The 15,419-nt window shown below is 37.8% G+C and carries 14 protein-coding genes, 1 tRNA gene and 1 CRISPR repeat array (1 of these 16 cut by a window edge); of the genes, 6 read left to right on the top strand and 9 right to left on the bottom strand.

Going from position 1 to position 15,419, the window contains the following annotated elements; translation table 11 throughout:
• Positions 1-77: 77 nt before the first annotated feature.
• On the top strand, positions 78-980 hold the full coding sequence (locus ANA7108_RS0113920) for a S1 RNA-binding domain-containing protein (protein ID WP_016951404.1): 903 nt from the start codon (positions 78-80) through the stop codon (positions 978-980).
• A 49-nt stretch (positions 981-1,029) separates the two neighbouring features.
• On the opposite strand, the gene ANA7108_RS0113915 is transcribed toward ANA7108_RS0113920, so the two are convergent.
• Complete coding sequence (locus tag ANA7108_RS0113915) at positions 1,030-1,518, bottom strand: hypothetical protein (RefSeq protein ID WP_016951403.1); 489 nt, start codon at positions 1,516-1,518, stop codon at positions 1,030-1,032.
• 148 nt (positions 1,519-1,666) lie between these two features.
• Between ANA7108_RS0113915 and ANA7108_RS0113910 the strand changes: the two genes are divergently transcribed.
• The 3 genes from ANA7108_RS0113910 to ANA7108_RS0113900 all read left to right on the top strand — a co-directional run bounded on the left by ANA7108_RS0113910 (position 1,667) and on the right by ANA7108_RS0113900 (position 4,478).
• Positions 1,667-1,879 carry a helix-turn-helix transcriptional regulator gene (locus tag ANA7108_RS0113910; RefSeq protein ID WP_016951402.1) on the top strand — a complete coding sequence of 71 codons (213 nt, stop codon included), beginning with the start codon at positions 1,667-1,669 and terminating at the stop codon, positions 1,877-1,879.
• Positions 1,880-1,908: 29 nt separating this feature from the next.
• A complete protein-coding gene (locus ANA7108_RS0113905) occupies positions 1,909-2,121 on the top strand; it encodes a helix-turn-helix domain-containing protein (protein WP_016951401.1) in 213 nt (70 codons plus the stop codon).
• 113 nt (positions 2,122-2,234) lie between these two features.
• Positions 2,235-4,478, top strand: a complete 2,244-nt coding sequence (locus ANA7108_RS0113900; protein ID WP_042490486.1) for an FdhF/YdeP family oxidoreductase — start codon at positions 2,235-2,237, stop codon at positions 4,476-4,478.
• 13 nt (positions 4,479-4,491) lie between these two features.
• Positions 4,492-5,485: direct repeats of the CRISPR family, unit length 37 nt; unit sequence GTTTCAATCCCTAATAGGGATTATGTGAAATTGCAAT.
• Between the two features lie 297 nt (positions 5,486-5,782).
• Here ANA7108_RS0113900 and ANA7108_RS0113895 read toward each other — a convergent pair.
• The 6 genes from ANA7108_RS0113895 to ANA7108_RS0113870 all read right to left on the bottom strand — a co-directional run bounded on the left by ANA7108_RS0113895 (position 5,783) and on the right by ANA7108_RS0113870 (position 13,263).
• Positions 5,783-7,957, bottom strand: a complete 2,175-nt coding sequence (locus ANA7108_RS0113895) for a nuclease-related domain-containing DEAD/DEAH box helicase (protein ID WP_016951399.1) — start codon at positions 7,955-7,957, stop codon at positions 5,783-5,785.
• Positions 7,958-8,096: 139 nt separating this feature from the next.
• Positions 8,097-8,555, bottom strand: coding sequence for a type II toxin-antitoxin system VapC family toxin (locus ANA7108_RS0113890; RefSeq protein ID WP_016951398.1), 459 nt, complete (start codon positions 8,553-8,555; stop codon positions 8,097-8,099).
• Positions 8,552-8,818 carry a hypothetical protein gene (locus ANA7108_RS0113885; protein WP_016951397.1) on the bottom strand — a complete coding sequence of 89 codons (267 nt, stop codon included), beginning with the start codon at positions 8,816-8,818 and terminating at the stop codon, positions 8,552-8,554. Before ANA7108_RS0113885 ends, ANA7108_RS0113890 begins: the two co-directional genes overlap by 4 nt.
• A gap of 76 nt (positions 8,819-8,894) precedes the next feature.
• Positions 8,895-11,378 carry an AAA family ATPase gene (locus tag ANA7108_RS0113880; RefSeq protein ID WP_016951396.1) on the bottom strand — a complete coding sequence of 828 codons (2,484 nt, stop codon included), beginning with the start codon at positions 11,376-11,378 and terminating at the stop codon, positions 8,895-8,897.
• 193 nt (positions 11,379-11,571) lie between these two features.
• Positions 11,572-11,859, bottom strand: coding sequence for a GIY-YIG nuclease family protein (locus ANA7108_RS0113875; RefSeq protein ID WP_026104180.1), 288 nt, complete (start codon positions 11,857-11,859; stop codon positions 11,572-11,574).
• A gap of 312 nt (positions 11,860-12,171) precedes the next feature.
• Positions 12,172-13,263, bottom strand: a complete 1,092-nt coding sequence (locus ANA7108_RS0113870; protein WP_016951394.1) for an AAA family ATPase — start codon at positions 13,261-13,263, stop codon at positions 12,172-12,174.
• Positions 13,264-13,480: 217 nt separating this feature from the next.
• On the opposite strand from ANA7108_RS0113870, the gene ANA7108_RS0113865 reads away from it, so the two are divergent.
• Positions 13,481-13,684, top strand: coding sequence for a hypothetical protein (locus ANA7108_RS0113865; RefSeq protein WP_016951393.1), 204 nt, complete (start codon positions 13,481-13,483; stop codon positions 13,682-13,684).
• Between the two features lie 31 nt (positions 13,685-13,715).
• Here the strand turns inward: ANA7108_RS0113865 and ANA7108_RS0113860 are convergent.
• Both ANA7108_RS0113860 and ANA7108_RS0113855 read right to left on the bottom strand, forming a co-directional pair.
• Positions 13,716-13,800 (bottom strand) — tRNA-Ser (locus ANA7108_RS0113860).
• A 58-nt stretch (positions 13,801-13,858) separates the two neighbouring features.
• On the bottom strand, positions 13,859-14,788 hold the full coding sequence (locus ANA7108_RS0113855; protein ID WP_016951392.1) for a TIGR04168 family protein: 930 nt from the start codon (positions 14,786-14,788) through the stop codon (positions 13,859-13,861).
• Positions 14,789-14,939: 151 nt separating this feature from the next.
• On the opposite strand from ANA7108_RS0113855, the gene nadA reads away from it, so the two are divergent.
• On the top strand, positions 14,940-15,419 hold the start of the coding sequence (nadA, locus tag ANA7108_RS0113850) for a quinolinate synthase NadA (RefSeq protein ID WP_016951391.1). It continues 486 nt past the right edge of the window; only the first 480 of its 966 coding nucleotides appear in the window; its start codon is at positions 14,940-14,942; the stop codon falls past the right edge of the window.

Below are 15,419 nucleotides of genomic sequence, written 5' to 3'. Positions count from 1 at the left end.
TTTCTCCTGAACTCCTGGAAAGCGTAGCTTCACGAAGCAGCACTCCTTCTTCTCATAACAATTTATCTTCAAACGTCATGAATTCCGAATCACAACTTTCTCAAACAGCCAATTCGTCTTTTTCAATGGACGATTTTGCCAAAGCACTAGAAAAACACGATTACCAATTTCAAAAGGGACAGGTTGTACATGGTAAGGTGTTTCAACTTGAGCATGATGGAGCTTATGTTGATATTGGTGGTAAGTCGTCGGCTTTTCTCCCCCGCGAAGAGGCTTCTTTGAGAGCAGTAACTGATTTGGCAGAAGTCCTACCGTTGCAGGAGGATATGGAATTTTTGATTATCCGGGATCAGGATGCTGAAGGTCAAGTTACTCTTTCTCGTAAGCAGTTAGAAATTCAGCACATCTGGGAAAAACTCGTACAAATGCAGGAAAATTCCCAGACAGTCCAAGTGCGGGTAACGGGTGTGAATAAAGGTGGTGTCACTGTTGATCTTCTTGGTTTACGGGGATTTATTCCGCGATCGCACCTCGCCGAACGTGATAACCTAGAAGCACTCAAAGGTCAAACTCTAACTGCGGGATTTTTGGAAGTCAACCTTAATACCAAAAAACTCATTCTTTCCCAACGTTTAGCCACTCGTTCTAGTAACTTCAGTTTGTTAGAAGTTGGTCAATTAGTAGAAGGAAAAATTACCGGCATCAAACCTTTTGGTGTATTTGTAGAGTTAAATGGTGTCAGCGCCTTACTACATATCAAACAGGTCAGCCAAAAATTTATTGAATCTTTGGAAAAAGTCTTTCAAATCGGTCAACCCATCAAAGCTGTAATTATTGACTTAGATGAAGGTAAAGGTCGAGTAGCTATTTCTACCAGAGTCTTGGAAAACCATCCTGGTGAATTGCTAGAGAATTTTGCAGAAGTGATGAGTTCAGCTGAAGCCCGTGCTAATCGTGCTGCTAATAAAACTGCTGAATAGGTAATTGGTGATTGGTGAAATGGGCAAATTACCTGTAACCTATAATTTTTTACACCAATAACAGCGCTTTTTCCTGGCTATAGCTTCTTCGCAGTTCTTGTAATGTTTCTTCAGAAAAGGCAAATTTAATTAATCCAATTAATTGTCCCCAACTGTAAAGCACAGACTCTGAAGAAGCTTCGCAAAATTTACAAGTAAAAAATACTCCCCACCATGAAGGTGCGTGCTTTCTTTGACCATAATTATGGCACTTACGCCAGCGTTTACGCCACTTGATACAGTCTGAAGTAGTGGGAGAATCTACGCTGATAATAGGCGGAAAATCGGCGTAACTGACAAATTTACTTAAACCTTTACCGTGGACATAAACCACATAGCGCCAACATTCAACTGTATAAATATTCTCAAAACTTATTTTGAACATCACACAAACAGCATCTTCAGTGACAAATCGTGCTAGTTGATGGAGAGTTGACGATTTGTGAACAATTTTTGATGTGCGAATAGGAGTTGTTTTTGGCTTGAGAGATGATACCATGATATAAGTGTTCTTTTGAAAGTGAAAATTTTACTTTTGAAAGCGATGACACCTTTGAGATCGCTTTTCAGTTGACAAAGCCGGAGGGCGATCTTTTTATTTGATCTAATCTATTAGACGATATAATTCAATCGTTTGTCAATAGTCAATGGGGCTAATTAAGCTAAAAATTAAAGAATTCGCTGATGAAAAAGGTTGGACGCTCAAAGAAGTTTCTGACCGTTCCGGTGTGGCATATAGTTCTGTGAGAGCCTATGCAAGAGCGCCTGGGTTAGCTATGGTAGACTTTACATCCATACTTAAAATGGCTCGCGCTTTGGATGTAATGATTGAAGACTTAGTTGAAGTAGTAGAAGAGTAAAAGACTTAAATCTTGTATCAATAATAAAAATGGGAATGATTCGGCTCAAGATTCGAGAGTTTGCTGGTGAGAAAGGTTGGACATTAAAAGAAGTATCTGACCGTTCTGGTGTAGTTTACAGCACTCTCAGAACCTATGCGCGATCGCCTGGACTAGCAACAGTAGACTTTACAGCCCTCCAGAAATTAGCCCGCATTTTTGATGTCATGATTGAAGACTTGGTAGAAGTAGTGGAAGAGTAATTTCACGTCAAGTCGAGACGTTCTATAGAATATCTCTATAGGTTTAGACAGTAAAAATAATTTTTGGCAATAATAATAGATAGTTAGTTAAGCAAGTTGAAATGTGGCTAACTATGGATAATTTACCCGAAATCAAGTCTAACTCCGCTGCTGGGGGTGGTTTACCTGTAATCCAATATTGGGTAGAAAAAACCCTCTCACCACAAGGGTTACAATTATGGCAAACCCTCAATCATAAAAGTGCGTGTTTATCCTGTGCTTGGGGTACAGGTGGACAAAAAGGGGGGTTTGTAAATGAAGCAGGAGAATATTTACAACGCTGTGCTAAAAGTGTAGAAGCGATCGCAGCAGAATTGCAACCAGGAATTAAACGAGATTTTTTCCAACAATATAGCATCAGTGAATTACAACAACTGACTTCTCAAGAGTGCGATCGCTTGGGTAGACTTAGTTATCCTCTCATTCTCAGATCAGGATCATCCCATTATCAACGTATTAGCTGGGAAGAAGTTTACCAAATCGCGACACAAGCCTTTAGTTCAGCACCAGAACGCATTGCTAGTTATAGTTCTGGACGTTCATCTAACGAAGCTGCCTATTTATTGCAGTTATTAGTGCGATCGCTTGGTAGTAATAATCTAGCAGACTGTTCAGATTTGTGTCACGCACCCTCAACCGTTGGCTTAAAAAAAGTTTTCGGTTCAGGCACATCAATGGTAAGTTTAGAGAGCCTCAAACATAGTGATTGTATAGTTTTAATTGGTTCTAACGCACCTGCAAATCATCCGCGATTGATGAACGAATTAATCAAATTGCGGGAAAGAGGCGGTAAAGTAATTGTTATCAACCCCCAAATTGAAATCGGTTTAGTTAAATTTGCGTCTCCTGCGTTTCCCATTAAATCTTTACTCACAGGAGGTTCAGATATATCTTCTTTGTATTTACAACCAATTCCTGGTAGCGATGTCGCATTATTTGTCGGGTTGCAAAAATCTCTCATTGAACAGAATTTAATCAAAACAGAATATCTCAATTCTTATACAGAAAATTGGCAACAAATTTTAGATTATGCTGAAAATATCTCCTGGGATAATATCACTAATACTTGTGGTTTATCTCAAGAAGAAATCACAGCCACAGCTTATATAATAGGTAAATCAGAGAGTGTAGTTTTTGCTTGGGCTATGGGTGTAACTCAACAAGCAAACGGAGTTGATAATATTTTAAGTATAGCAAATACAGCCTTAATTACAGGTAACGCTGGTAAAATTGGTGCGGGAACAATGCCGATTCGTGGACATTCAAATGTGCAAGGATTTGGTTCAATGGGTGTCACAATTCACTTGCGCGAAGAAATCAAACAAGCGCTATCTCAACTGTTAGGAAAACCCCTCAGCGAAACGCCTGGTTATCATACCCGTGACTTAATAGAAGCAGCAGAAATTGGAAAGATACATACACTCTTTTGTTTAGGGGGAAATTTGTATGCAGCCAACCCAGACTTACAGCAAGCAAAACAGGCATTATCGCAAATAGAAACCATTTTTTATGTAGCTACAAAACCGAACTTAGGACATTTTCACGGATTAGCCAAAACGCAAACTTTAATATTACCTGTTTTTAATAGATTTGAAAATCCTCATAAAACAACAACTGAATCAGGTAATAACTTTGTGCGTTTAAATGATGAAGGTAAAAGTCATTTACAACCACATAATTCTGATTTGATTTCAGAAATAGAATTAATTACAGAAATTGCCCATCGTGTACATGGAGAAAATCCGATAAATTGGCGTAAATTACAAGATACAGTTTATGTGAGAGAGTTAATTGCTAAAACTATTCCTGGTTATGAAAAAATAGCTGATATTGATAAAACTAAAGAAGAATTTATCATTGCAGGACGGATTTTAGAAGAACCGAAATTTCCCACATCTGATGGTAAAGCGCAGATGTTTGTCACACCATTACCGCAATTATCTTTACCGAATAAATCTGATTTTGGTGTTTCAGAACATCAGTCAGGAATTATAGTCATATTAGGAACAGGACGCAGTTATGGACAACATAATACTGTAGTTTATCGCAGTGAAGATAAATATAGAAATATGCCCCATCGTTATTGTATTTTAATGAATAGTTTGGATGTTAAAAAAGCAGGATTTCAGGAACATCAACGAGTTACAGTTAAAGGAAATGCGGGAGAATTAAACAATATTGAAATTATTTGTGGAGGAATTCGTGAAGGTGTAGCTTTTATGTTTTATCCTGAAACTAATGTTTTATTTAAAGCGGAAATTGACCCAAAAAGTGGGACACCTGCATATAAAAGAGTTCCGGTTTTTGTTTATCAATAAAATCTCGTTCCCAGTTTCAATCCCTAATAGGGATTATGTGAAATTGCAATCTCCAAAATTTACTTTTAGGAATGCGATCGCCTCAGTCAAGTTTCAATCCCTAATAGGGATTATGTGAAATTGCAATTTGCTGCATAGATTCACACCAGTAGGGGTTTAGCAGTGCTAGTTTCAATCCCTAATAGGGATTATGTGAAATTGCAATATGCTTACAAAGCCTCTGTTATGGATCTGGTGTTTCAATCCCTAATAGGGATTATGTGAAATTGCAATTTCCGATATCGGGTCTAGTATTTTCCATCAAAGGCGGAGTTTCAATCCCTAATAGGGATTATGTGAAATTGCAATCGATTTAGCCGTCCTTCTCATTTGCACCGGTGCGCCTGGAGTTTCAATCCCTAATAGGGATTATGTGAAATTGCAATTATCTCTATATTTACACAACAATTGAAAGGTGTCGTTTCAATCCCTAATAGGGATTATGTGAAATTGCAATAATAATTTTATAAGTTTTACGGCTATTTGCGTTGGGTTTCAATCCCTAATAGGGATTATGTGAAATTGCAATATTTGAATGCAGTCCGTTAAATCCGCGATCGCGTTTCAATCCCTAATAGGGATTATGTGAAATTGCAATTCGGGCGTTGGGCGCTGGGATTTGGGTAATAGGGATGTTTCAATCCCTAATAGGGATTATGTGAAATTGCAATCTTGGAGCTTTCATCAAGTACGTAGCACCAACTATAGCTGTTTCAATCCCTAATAGGGATTATGTGAAATTGCAATTAGTTTGGTTCTATCTCTTGGATCGATAATTGTTGTTTCAATCCCTAATAGGGATTATGTGAAATTGCAATGTCGATGTAGCTGCACACACTGGCTATGTTGCCACGTTTCAATCCCTAATAGGGATTATGTGAAATTGCAATTACGAAGGTAAGAAATAATGGCTGAATACGTGTACGATTCTGTTTCAATCCCTAATAGGGATTATGTGAAATTGCAATAGCGGGAGTCTGAAACTCTATATATATGTAGTTTTCAAGGTTCGATTGCGCGAGCGATATCATCATAGTCCATTTCAGGAATCGTGTCAAGAGTGAAAAACGCTGAAAACCTTGCTGTGTAAGGTGCGCGAGGGTGTAGACAGAAAAAATCCATCAAAGCCTTATGTAGATATGATTTCAGCCATTTTTTGAGAAATCGGATTTTTTACACCCACCCCCTCGCGCATTAGGGGAAGAAAATCTTTTTATTTCGTGGCTTTTTACCACCTCATTATTTTTACTTTACCAAATTTGAACCTAATCACCATCCCCAATATCCCGCTTAGGCGGACGCTTGTAAGTAAAAGTAAAACTCTCCCCACTAGCAATCACCTTTCGCATCTCATCATACATCGGATAACTACCAACACCACTGAGATTCGCCCAACCTCGCGCCCTCGTTAAAGCCACAAATAACTGGTTACGGAAATTAACATCACTTTCATTCCGCGCCACATTATCAAAACCCACCACATAAACCATATCTGCTTCGTGTCCCTTAGCGCGAGTGATACGCGAGATAGTTACCCCACCTTCACACCAAAATTTATCAGGATCATTCTGAGGATATTGGGGAACCAAATCATTTAATTTTAAAGCCGTAGGAATATAAACATCAATGTCGGATTCCATTAAGTAACTAGCGACATAGGTTTCTAATTCCATTGCTTCATAAGTTGAACCTAAAACTAAAACCAAAATATCACGACTAGGGTTGAGTCCGTCATGAACAATATTGTGCATAATGTTCTCAGCTAAAGCTGTCATTTCCGCTTCACGAGAACTATAAGTTTCAAATTCTAAAACAGGTTTTCCCCAAAGTTCAGGAATAGGATTTGGTGAAAATTGTGGTTGTCGATTAACAGTTATCGGTTTACCAACTCGGCGAAAATCTCCTTTCACTTCATAACCAATTCTATTCCAATCATCTTTATTAGTAATACCAGTCAGCATTCCTTCTGGACGTAACAAACCCATACCAATAGCATGAGCAGATGTGAGAATTTGACCCGGAGTCCGGTAACAACGGCGCATCACTTCCGAGCGTTTAATTCCCCCTGGATATTGGGGTTGTTTATTCAGTAAATTACTTAATTTTTCACCAAATACTTCTTTAGCTTTCGGTACGACTAAATTATCCAAACTTTGCGCTTCATCATAAGCCCAAATCAAGCGTCTTTCTTCGGGCTTTTCTTCATTTACAGGACGTAATGCTTGATAAGCTAACCAATAAATAGCTTGTTTATCTTCATATTTTAAATCATCTTCAGCTACTAAATCTTGACCTTCATCGATGAGAATAGCATCAAACATCGGTTCAATTGTAATTTCTTCCAATAACCGTTTACTTAAATCTATTAAACCTCGATTTGGCTGTCTTTCATTAGTATTTTGTACAGTTCCAGGTCTTTTACCATGATATTCGCAAATTGTTCTATATAAACCTGGTTGTTCTCTTGCACCCCAAGCATGAAATACTTGTAATTTAAAGTTGGTTTTTGGATCATAGTGCATTTCACCACAACTAAAACGCTTTATCCATTGGTCGAGTAAACCAGTCATTAAATCATATAAAGAACGAGTGAAAAATACTAAAGCAATATCCCAGTCTGGATGCTTAAGGTGCATATGTGCGGCTTTTTGACATAGCAACACTGTTTTTCCAGAACCTGCAATACCGCGAATACGTTGGGGTCCAGGAGGAATTTCTTTACCAATATGTTCTTGTTGTAAGTCTATTTCATATAGCTTTTCCCGTAAACTATCAATAACACTAGAACGGGTTTTACCTGTAGTAGTAACTTGATTACGAGGTTGTTTACGAAGTACAGGTGTACCGCCAATAACTGATAGTAATAATTCCCAGTCTTTATCTTCTAAATCTGCTCCGGGAATGACAATATTAGTTTGTTGAATGCGTTCTAATAAACCAACTTTTCCTAATTGGTCTTGAAATATAATTGGTGGACAATCAGGTAATTTATCAAAGCCTTTTTGTTGCCATTGTTCTGCGGTAATTTGCGGTAATGCAACTATAGTTCTACCATTAACTTTACGCCAAAGTGCAGGTTCTCGATCACTATATGATATTAAAGCTCGCAGTTGGTGTTCTGCTTGTTGATAGGGATTTGTTTCTGTAATCTCACTGTTTTCTAATTGCCATTGTTGACCATTAATGTTAGCAATTTGCTCAATATTGATAGATTTGACTTCAATTACAACTACACCCAATTCTCTATCAACTATTAAGATATCTGGCTCTTTTCTAATTTCTCCAGCTTTGGAAAAAATGGGATAACGCCAATAGCCAATACAGTTTCTATCAGCAAAAGCACTGCGAATAGCATCCCAAACTTTTTGTTCTCCATCTTGATTCTTGATTGCTTCAGTGGTGATAAACTTGCTACCCTGTTCTTCGATGCCTACAGCCATTTTTTTATTTGCCTAAAATGGTTTATGCTGCCAAGGTATCATTATCTATAGGTAGTGAACCAGTGAGATTATACTGATATGGGATTATGGAATATGGTTAAGATACTGAAGTATGTTTGCGTAAGTATTTCAGAATTTTTTATAGTGTTGGTAAAGGTGGAATTTGGAACTCGTTAAACGAGCAAATACCATAGGGTGAAGCTGCTAAAGCCTTGACTAGCTTTTTATCCAGAGTCAGCAAAGTAGTTCCCGTCTGTTGCGAAAGTGCGACATAAGAGGCATCATAAGCGGAAATATTGTAATTCAAGGCGATATTAACTGCATCACCCATCAAATCAGCGGTAGAGACAACCTGTAATTCTAAATTCTTGAGAGTAGTTAAATCGGCTTGTACCTCAGCAGCAGTATACATATTTGCGCGTACATACTTCAAGAAAACATTTGTACATTCGATATAAAATAGGTCTGGTACAAATATTTCTGTTTGTGGATAAGCAAGGTGAGCAAAAAGTTGGATAACTTTAGGTGTGAGGGGGTCAACAATAAAATATTTGATGCACACACTGGTATCTAGTACACATTTTAGAGTATTAGTCATCTCTCGCGGTCTTCTCGAATCATTTCTGTACTATCTGGTAATCCAAAATCTGCTGGATTTAAACGACGACGCAGACGGCTTTCTTCTAGGACTTTGAGTACATTTTGGCGGCGTTGTTCTTCTGTTTGCTGTCTTTTTATCTGCAAGGCTTTCTGTAATAGTTTCACAACTTGAGATTCTATGGAATCATTTTCAGCTTCAGCTAACTTTTTTAGTTGCTGGTATAAGTCATCGGGTAAAGTGATGGAATTAAGGGTAGTCATTCGTTAAACTCCCAAAGACATTTATTAATAATAGTAACACGAGTATACTCTTATATATTTTAGAGATAAAATAGATTTATGATTTTTTATTAGAAGCAAACCAACGGCGAATTAACTCTACTTGGAAACAATAACCTTCATTATTTTCTGCAATTAAATCCCGTTGCAATAGCAAAGATAAAGAGTTTTCAGTATCACTAAACTGTTGGAATATTATTTGTTTACGAATTACAGACCCTTCCCCTTGGGTAGCCATAAATTTGAGAATATTTCTACCATTATCGTCTACTTGATTAGTTTGAATATCAGCAAAGAAAAAGCTACCACTTTGCAAAGCCTCTGGTATTGCGGTTTCTACATCTGCTAATCTTGCCAAACGCCGCATTAAAGGATCTTGTTCATTTTTTAATGTGATAATTTCCCCACAAAGTAGTTGAACTAAAAACGGATGACATCGAGTAATTTGTAAAACTCTTGTTAATGCTTCTGGTTCATAAATTAAAGGAAAATCTTTAATAGGGGATTCAATTAGTTGTCTTGCTTCTGCTTCTTTTAAATAAGAAATATGCACAACTTGGACATTAATTAAATAACTAGCCCAACGTTGATATTCTTCAATAGTATGAGAACCAGCCAAAAGCACCTTGAATTTAGGACGATGTTGAATTAAATGGCGTAAGATTCCTAAAACGTCTTCTTCATCAAAACGCCCTTTACTAATAGCATTATCTAATGTTTCAAATTCATCTAGCATTAACAAAGCTGTATTTTGTTCTAGGATTTTTTCTACCTCATCTAGCCATTCATTAAATCTTGTAAAGGGGTCATCTTCTAACTTTTCTCGTGTTAAAGATGGTAGTATAAAAGCACTTTGATATTTAGCAGACTTTATCATTTCTCTAGCTAAATTGTAGAGAAAACCTGTATGATTACTAGCTGATGAAGCTGTACCTTGCAAGTCTACAAACATGGGAATAATGGTATTAGGTAATAACTTGCTGATATTATTAAGTAAAGAAGTTTTACCCATACGCCGCTGACCGTAAAGCAACAAAGGAGGACGGCGACGGTCTAAAAGTAATCTCTCAATACGTAGGCCAATATTATCGCGTCCAGTAAAAATTTCTTGTTCTAGTGTTAGAGGTACACCAATAATATAGGGATTATCAATTTCTTGATTTTGTTCAACAATTGTAGTTAAATGATTTATATAATTTTCAATTATTTCCAGCCATCTTTGAGCAAAGGGTTTAAAAGAGGAAGCATATTTGTTAGTGCTACGATTAAAGTTTTCTAACTGTCTATTTAAATCTGTTGCTATACTACTGAGAGCTATACGCTGGTTGAAACTACTTTTTTGATTTAACGCCGCATCTACATTTTGACTAGTATTAAGAAAAACGCGCAAAATTGGGTTGGTTGAATTTTCTAGTTCATCATTAGTTTCTATGTTTTGATGAACCTTGCGGATAGATTCTACATCTGTACAATTTCTTAACCTTAGTGCATCTTTACCAATTTGTACAACCCATTTTTGGAAACTTGTTTCTAGATAATTAATAGCTGCTGCTCCCTCAACAGGGTTACGTTCTATGACTAAAAGTAAATATTTGTCTAAACCATATAAAGGTAGACGCTGCCATTGATCCCAAAAAGCTGAATTATAAAATAATAAACTAGAATACTCACTTGCACTTTTTTGAATAACTTGATAGAGCAAAAATAATGTATTTTTCCATAAATTTATTTTTCTACGTTTATTTGTGCGTTCTTTATTGAGTTGTTCATCTAATATATTCTGTAATTCTAATAAATCGTGAAGCTCTACACGTTGTTTTTCTAGTTGATAAAAATATAAATTCCATAATCCTAACAATGGGTATAAAACTATAGGTCGCCATACATTGATAGTGATACCCAGAAAAAACAACACACTAAAGGCAAAACCATAAGCTATACCTAACCATATTCCATGCTTTATACCCCCTGCTACACCAAAACCAAAACCTCCTACCGCAGCAAAGACTAAACCTACTAACATCAAATCATTAAAGTATTCATTTTCTATTTCTCTCCTCACGCCTCCCGCCACGCCTCCCGCCACGCCAAACGCCACGCCTCCCGCCACGCCTCCCGCCACGCCTCCCGCCACGCCTCCCGCCACGCCAAACGCCACGCCTCCCGCCACGCCAAACGCCACGCCAAACGCCACGCCAAACGCCACGCTCAAGGCCAGACAAGTGGCTATACTTGATAACAAAATAGACAAAATATTTTGCAAGGGCTGACCAAAAGCCAAGAGTATGAAGCCAAAAATGAGGTTAGCTAAAATAGGAACAATTAAATACCCTTGTAGTAGGAAATACAAGACATTTGGTTTTCTTAAATCATCCCAAGAGTCAATCTCATCTTTGATGCGTTGACTGTACTCATACCAAGCTACAGGGCGAACAAATAACCAAAACAATAGTTGTAAACCACCTAATATTAAGTTGGGGTGTGGTTTAGGTGAATTGGTATATATTTCAGTGAAGTCAATAGAAGCGTTGGGAGTAGGCATAATTCTCCTTCTGATATGATCAATCCTTTATTGTCATTGCGAGCGTAACAAAGTGCAGCGAAGCAATCCCACAATTTAGGTAGAGGAGGGGATTGCTTCACTCCGCTGACGCTACATTCGCAATGACTGAATTTGAAACCTACTGTCATTGCGAGCGAAATCAAATGTAGCGAAGCAATCCCAAAGTCTAACACTACAAATCATCATATAAATCTTTCCATTCTTGATTAAGACTATTAACTAAATCAATCTTCTTTTGTCGAGAACCTGCTTTAATTTGTTTTTCTCTACTAATTGCTGTGTAGGAATCGTCAAAAATCTCATAATAAACTAATTTTATCACATTATATCTTTTGGTAAAGCCTTCCACTAATTTTGACTTATGTTCATAAACTCTTCTTTGCAAATTATTAGTAACTCCTGTATAAAGTACAGTGTTGTATTTATTGGTCATTATATATAAATAGTATTGATTGTTCATTCTGCACCTCAATTAATATTCAAAATGCTATTGTGATCGCAATATTATTTATTATGTCATTGCGAGTGAAATGAAATGTAGCGAAGCAATCTCACAGTTTGAGTATAGAAGGGGATTGCTTCATTCCGCTAACGCTACATTCGCAATGACTGGATTGAACCGTCATTGTGAGTAAAACGAAGCAATCTCACATTTTGAGTATAGGAGAGGATTGCTTCATTCCGCTAACGCTACATTCGCAATGACTGGATTGAACCGTCATTGCGAGTCAAACGAAGCAATCCCACATTTTTTGGATAGGAGGAGATTGCTTCACTGCGCTAACGCTTCGTTCGCAATGACTAAATTATAAAATGGTTGGATTTGCCTTAAAGCTTCTTCTTGCCAACTATCATCAGTTTCACCCTCTTCTAAACTAAATAATCTTTCGCTACAGATAATTTGCAACAACAGTGGCCAGCATTTACTTGTTCTTAAAATCCACTCTACATCTGCTTCAGAAAAAGGTATGGGTGAACTAGCAATTAATTCTCGTGCTTCTGCTTCTGTCAAAGCCTCTAAATATGCGGTATAGCCGAAGATATTGAAAAAGGGTGAACTGTGTCCGGTATTTTGCGCCAGTTCAATGGGTGATTCAGGAGTAGCTAAAATAAAGGCTAAATTTCCTCTAGTTTGGTTAGTTGCCAAAGACCGCAAACTCTCCCAAAAGGTATCATCTAACTCTGGACAACGTTGTAAACCAACACCAATTTCATCTAATAAAATGACGGTGGGAGAAGATAAGTTATCACTAACCACATCCATAAAATGATCTAAATCGCAAGGTGTGGGAACTTGTATTTTTAAATATTCCAAAATATATCTTAAAAAACCTTCTCGGCTTTGCATTCTTGCATCTTGTAAATCTACAAATACCCATTGATACTGTTCAGGTTGGGGTAGCCAGTCAGATTTTTGATGAGGACGCAGTTGTTGTGGTGGGGTGGTAGTGATGTTTTTGAGATAATGCAGCAAGGAAGTTTTACCACTGCGCTTTTTACCGATAATAGCGGCGTTTTGTAGAGGGTGGCGTTTGAGTAAATTAAACAGGCGTTTTAGTTCTTTCTCTCGTCCAAAAAATTGCCGAGGATCGGTGATAGGTGTACCTGTAATAAAGGGTAATGCTTCTGTCTTGGTTGTTGGAGTTTCTTTATCTGCAATTTCTTGCCAGTTTAACCCCAATTTGACGCTAAGTTCTTCAAAATTCAAGCGGTCAATAGGTTTACCGCTGAGAAAGTTTTTAACAGTGGCTAAAGACAAACCTGAATCTGTAGCTAATGACTGCTGGCTGCGATATCCATTACGCGGAAGTGCTGACTTGACTTTATTAATGTACTCTGGTGCAACCCGTAGCGATCTTGACATTACTCCCCTTCACAAACCTGCTAAGATTATAGCAAGCTTATGTATATAGTCAGCGATTTCAGCCGTGAGGGCTATGGGTTAGAAGCATATACCAAAAAGTCAGCCTAAACTCACCCCATAATCAACTATAAGTCGTCTAATATTTCAATTTGCCTCAACTCAGTTCTCAACTATGAGCATCTTTTAATAAAGATGTGACAAGTGAACTGTAAAACAAATGAAAAATATCTCCGGTTTGTGGCAAATTACTTTACCTTTTTGTTCTGTATTAATGTTCAGTATTGGTGCTTACACAACTGTGTATATGGTGGACGGACAGTATAAAGTAGATATCTCACTTAATAGTCAAGGTTTTAATTTTAAAACTTACATTGACAAAAAGCAGGAATGTCAAAAAGGCACGTTTGAAATTAAACCGTGATTGGACAATTCACTCAACTTTAATCATTCAACGGAGAGGGGGAGATTCGAACTCCCGGAAGCTTTCACTTCACCTGATTTCAAGTCAGGCGCATTCGACCACTCTGCCACCTCTCCAAATTATTTGTCAGAATTGTATAATACAAAAACTGACAAATAACATTATAACCTATAATTACACAATTGGCACTACGGAAGGGGAAGAATTATAAAAAATTTCCTCAGCAGCCACCTGGAAGTCTTTACCCACCCAAACTAGAGAAGCTTTTGTTACCACACCATTCTCTAAAGAAACCAGAGAAAAATTCCGTAACTTTATACCATCTTCCTCAATAATCCGGGGTACAGTAGCGGCATTTAAGTAAATTGTTCCCTCTGGACTTCTAAACACAGCCTTTCTTTGCAGCTTCTTAGTATGGCGCAGAGTGCGGTGCATATGACCAAAAGCGACGAGAGAAACGGTTTTCTTCAGATTGAGACTTTGAGAAATCGCTTCCGCTAAATCAGGATCACCAAAATCACCACCGATAGGATGCCAATCTTTACCACAGGGGTCTTCCGGGCGATCACCTAAACCGCTCGGTCCATTGTGTCCTAGAAAAATAATATGCTCACAAGTAGCACTTTTCACCACTTTGACGATTTTATCTGCGGATTCTTCTAGACTAGAGACACCGTAACGTTCTTGACAGATTTCCGCAAATCTCCATTCTGGTCCACCCCAGGTAAAAGGACGACCACCCACCACAGTTAAATTCCAATCAGGAAAATCCAATTTACCATAACCGACTTGGGACACTCCCAATAAATCTAACTGTTCCTGTACCCAGTCTTCCTTGGTGCGGTCATAGGGACATTTTTTGCGTCCCCATTCAGTAGCCGAGTACCAGGCATCGTGATTGCCCATTACCGCTGCTTTGGGAATATCCAAGGATGCGATCGCTTTTACCACTTCTACCGATTCATTACCGAAATCTCCGACAAACAGCACCAAATCAACACCCAGATGCTTGAGTGCTATACCGTCTTCTAATTCCCATTGGTCGTGAACATCCCCAATTACAGCAATTTTGAGGGTTATTGATTGAGTTTTCTGACTTGTCATGCCACTTTAAAAAGCCGTATATCTCCAGGATATGAAACTCTACCGGAATTTGGACATAAATTGCTAATATCAATCTCCCACTATTTTTGGTAAAAACTACTATAATTAAATTCACAAGGTAATAATTTGTAATTAAAAGCAGTTTTTAATTGTGTTTACGACTACACTTACTCAACCAAAATCAGGCATTCTACCATTAGATTTATTTGCGGCCATTGAGGATCTAAAAACAGAACTCAACGCGGTGATATTAGCCCACTATTATCAAGATCCCGATATTCAAGATATTGCCGACTTTATTGGTGATTCCCTACAATTAGCAAGAGCCGCAGCCAATACCAAAGCAGATGTAATTGTGTTTGCTGGTGTTCACTTCATGGCCGAAACAGCGAAAATTCTCAATCCTGATAAATTGGTATTGTTACCAGATTTAAATGCTGGTTGTTCCTTAGCTGATAGTTGTCCCCCAGAAGAGTTTGCCGCTTTCAAAACTGCACACCCAAATCATTTAGTAATTTCTTACATTAATTGCTCTGCCAAAATCAAGGCCATGAGCGATATTATCTGTACCAGTTCTAACGCTGTGAAAATTGTCCAGCAAATACCCAAAGAACAGCAGATTATTTTCGCC

It is taken from the genome of Anabaena sp. PCC 7108 (genome assembly GCF_000332135.1).
In the GTDB taxonomy this organism is placed as follows: Bacteria; Cyanobacteriota; Cyanobacteriia; order Cyanobacteriales; family Nostocaceae; genus Anabaena.
Note: the sequence above shows the minus strand (reverse complement) of the source record. Positions and strands in the feature narration are given on the sequence as shown.

Excerpts from the sequence above, each read along its gene's own strand:
- ANA7108_RS0113855 (WP_016951392.1), bottom strand. The coding sequence starts at position 14,788 with ATGACAAGTCAGAAAACTCAATCAATAACCCTCAAAATTGCTGTAATT.
- ANA7108_RS0113910 (WP_016951402.1), top strand. The coding sequence starts at position 1,667 with ATGGGGCTAATTAAGCTAAAAATTAAAGAATTCGCTGATGAAAAAGGT.
- ANA7108_RS0113900 (WP_042490486.1), top strand. The coding sequence starts at position 2,235 with ATGGATAATTTACCCGAAATCAAGTCTAACTCCGCTGCTGGGGGTGGT.
- ANA7108_RS0113880 (WP_016951396.1), bottom strand. The coding sequence starts at position 11,378 with ATGCCTACTCCCAACGCTTCTATTGACTTCACTGAAATATATACCAAT.
- ANA7108_RS0113890 (WP_016951398.1), bottom strand. The coding sequence starts at position 8,555 with ATGACTAATACTCTAAAATGTGTACTAGATACCAGTGTGTGCATCAAA.
- ANA7108_RS0113865 (WP_016951393.1), top strand. The coding sequence starts at position 13,481 with ATGAAAAATATCTCCGGTTTGTGGCAAATTACTTTACCTTTTTGTTCT.
- ANA7108_RS0113885 (WP_016951397.1), bottom strand. The coding sequence starts at position 8,818 with ATGACTACCCTTAATTCCATCACTTTACCCGATGACTTATACCAGCAA.
- ANA7108_RS0113895 (WP_016951399.1), bottom strand. The coding sequence starts at position 7,957 with ATGGCTGTAGGCATCGAAGAACAGGGTAGCAAGTTTATCACCACTGAA.
- ANA7108_RS0113905 (WP_016951401.1), top strand. The coding sequence starts at position 1,909 with ATGGGAATGATTCGGCTCAAGATTCGAGAGTTTGCTGGTGAGAAAGGT.
- ANA7108_RS0113870 (WP_016951394.1), bottom strand. The coding sequence starts at position 13,263 with ATGTCAAGATCGCTACGGGTTGCACCAGAGTACATTAATAAAGTCAAG.
- ANA7108_RS0113915 (WP_016951403.1), bottom strand. The coding sequence starts at position 1,518 with ATGGTATCATCTCTCAAGCCAAAAACAACTCCTATTCGCACATCAAAA.
- ANA7108_RS0113875 (WP_026104180.1), bottom strand. The coding sequence starts at position 11,859 with ATGAACAATCAATACTATTTATATATAATGACCAATAAATACAACACT.
- ANA7108_RS0113920 (WP_016951404.1), top strand. The coding sequence starts at position 78 with ATGAATTCCGAATCACAACTTTCTCAAACAGCCAATTCGTCTTTTTCA.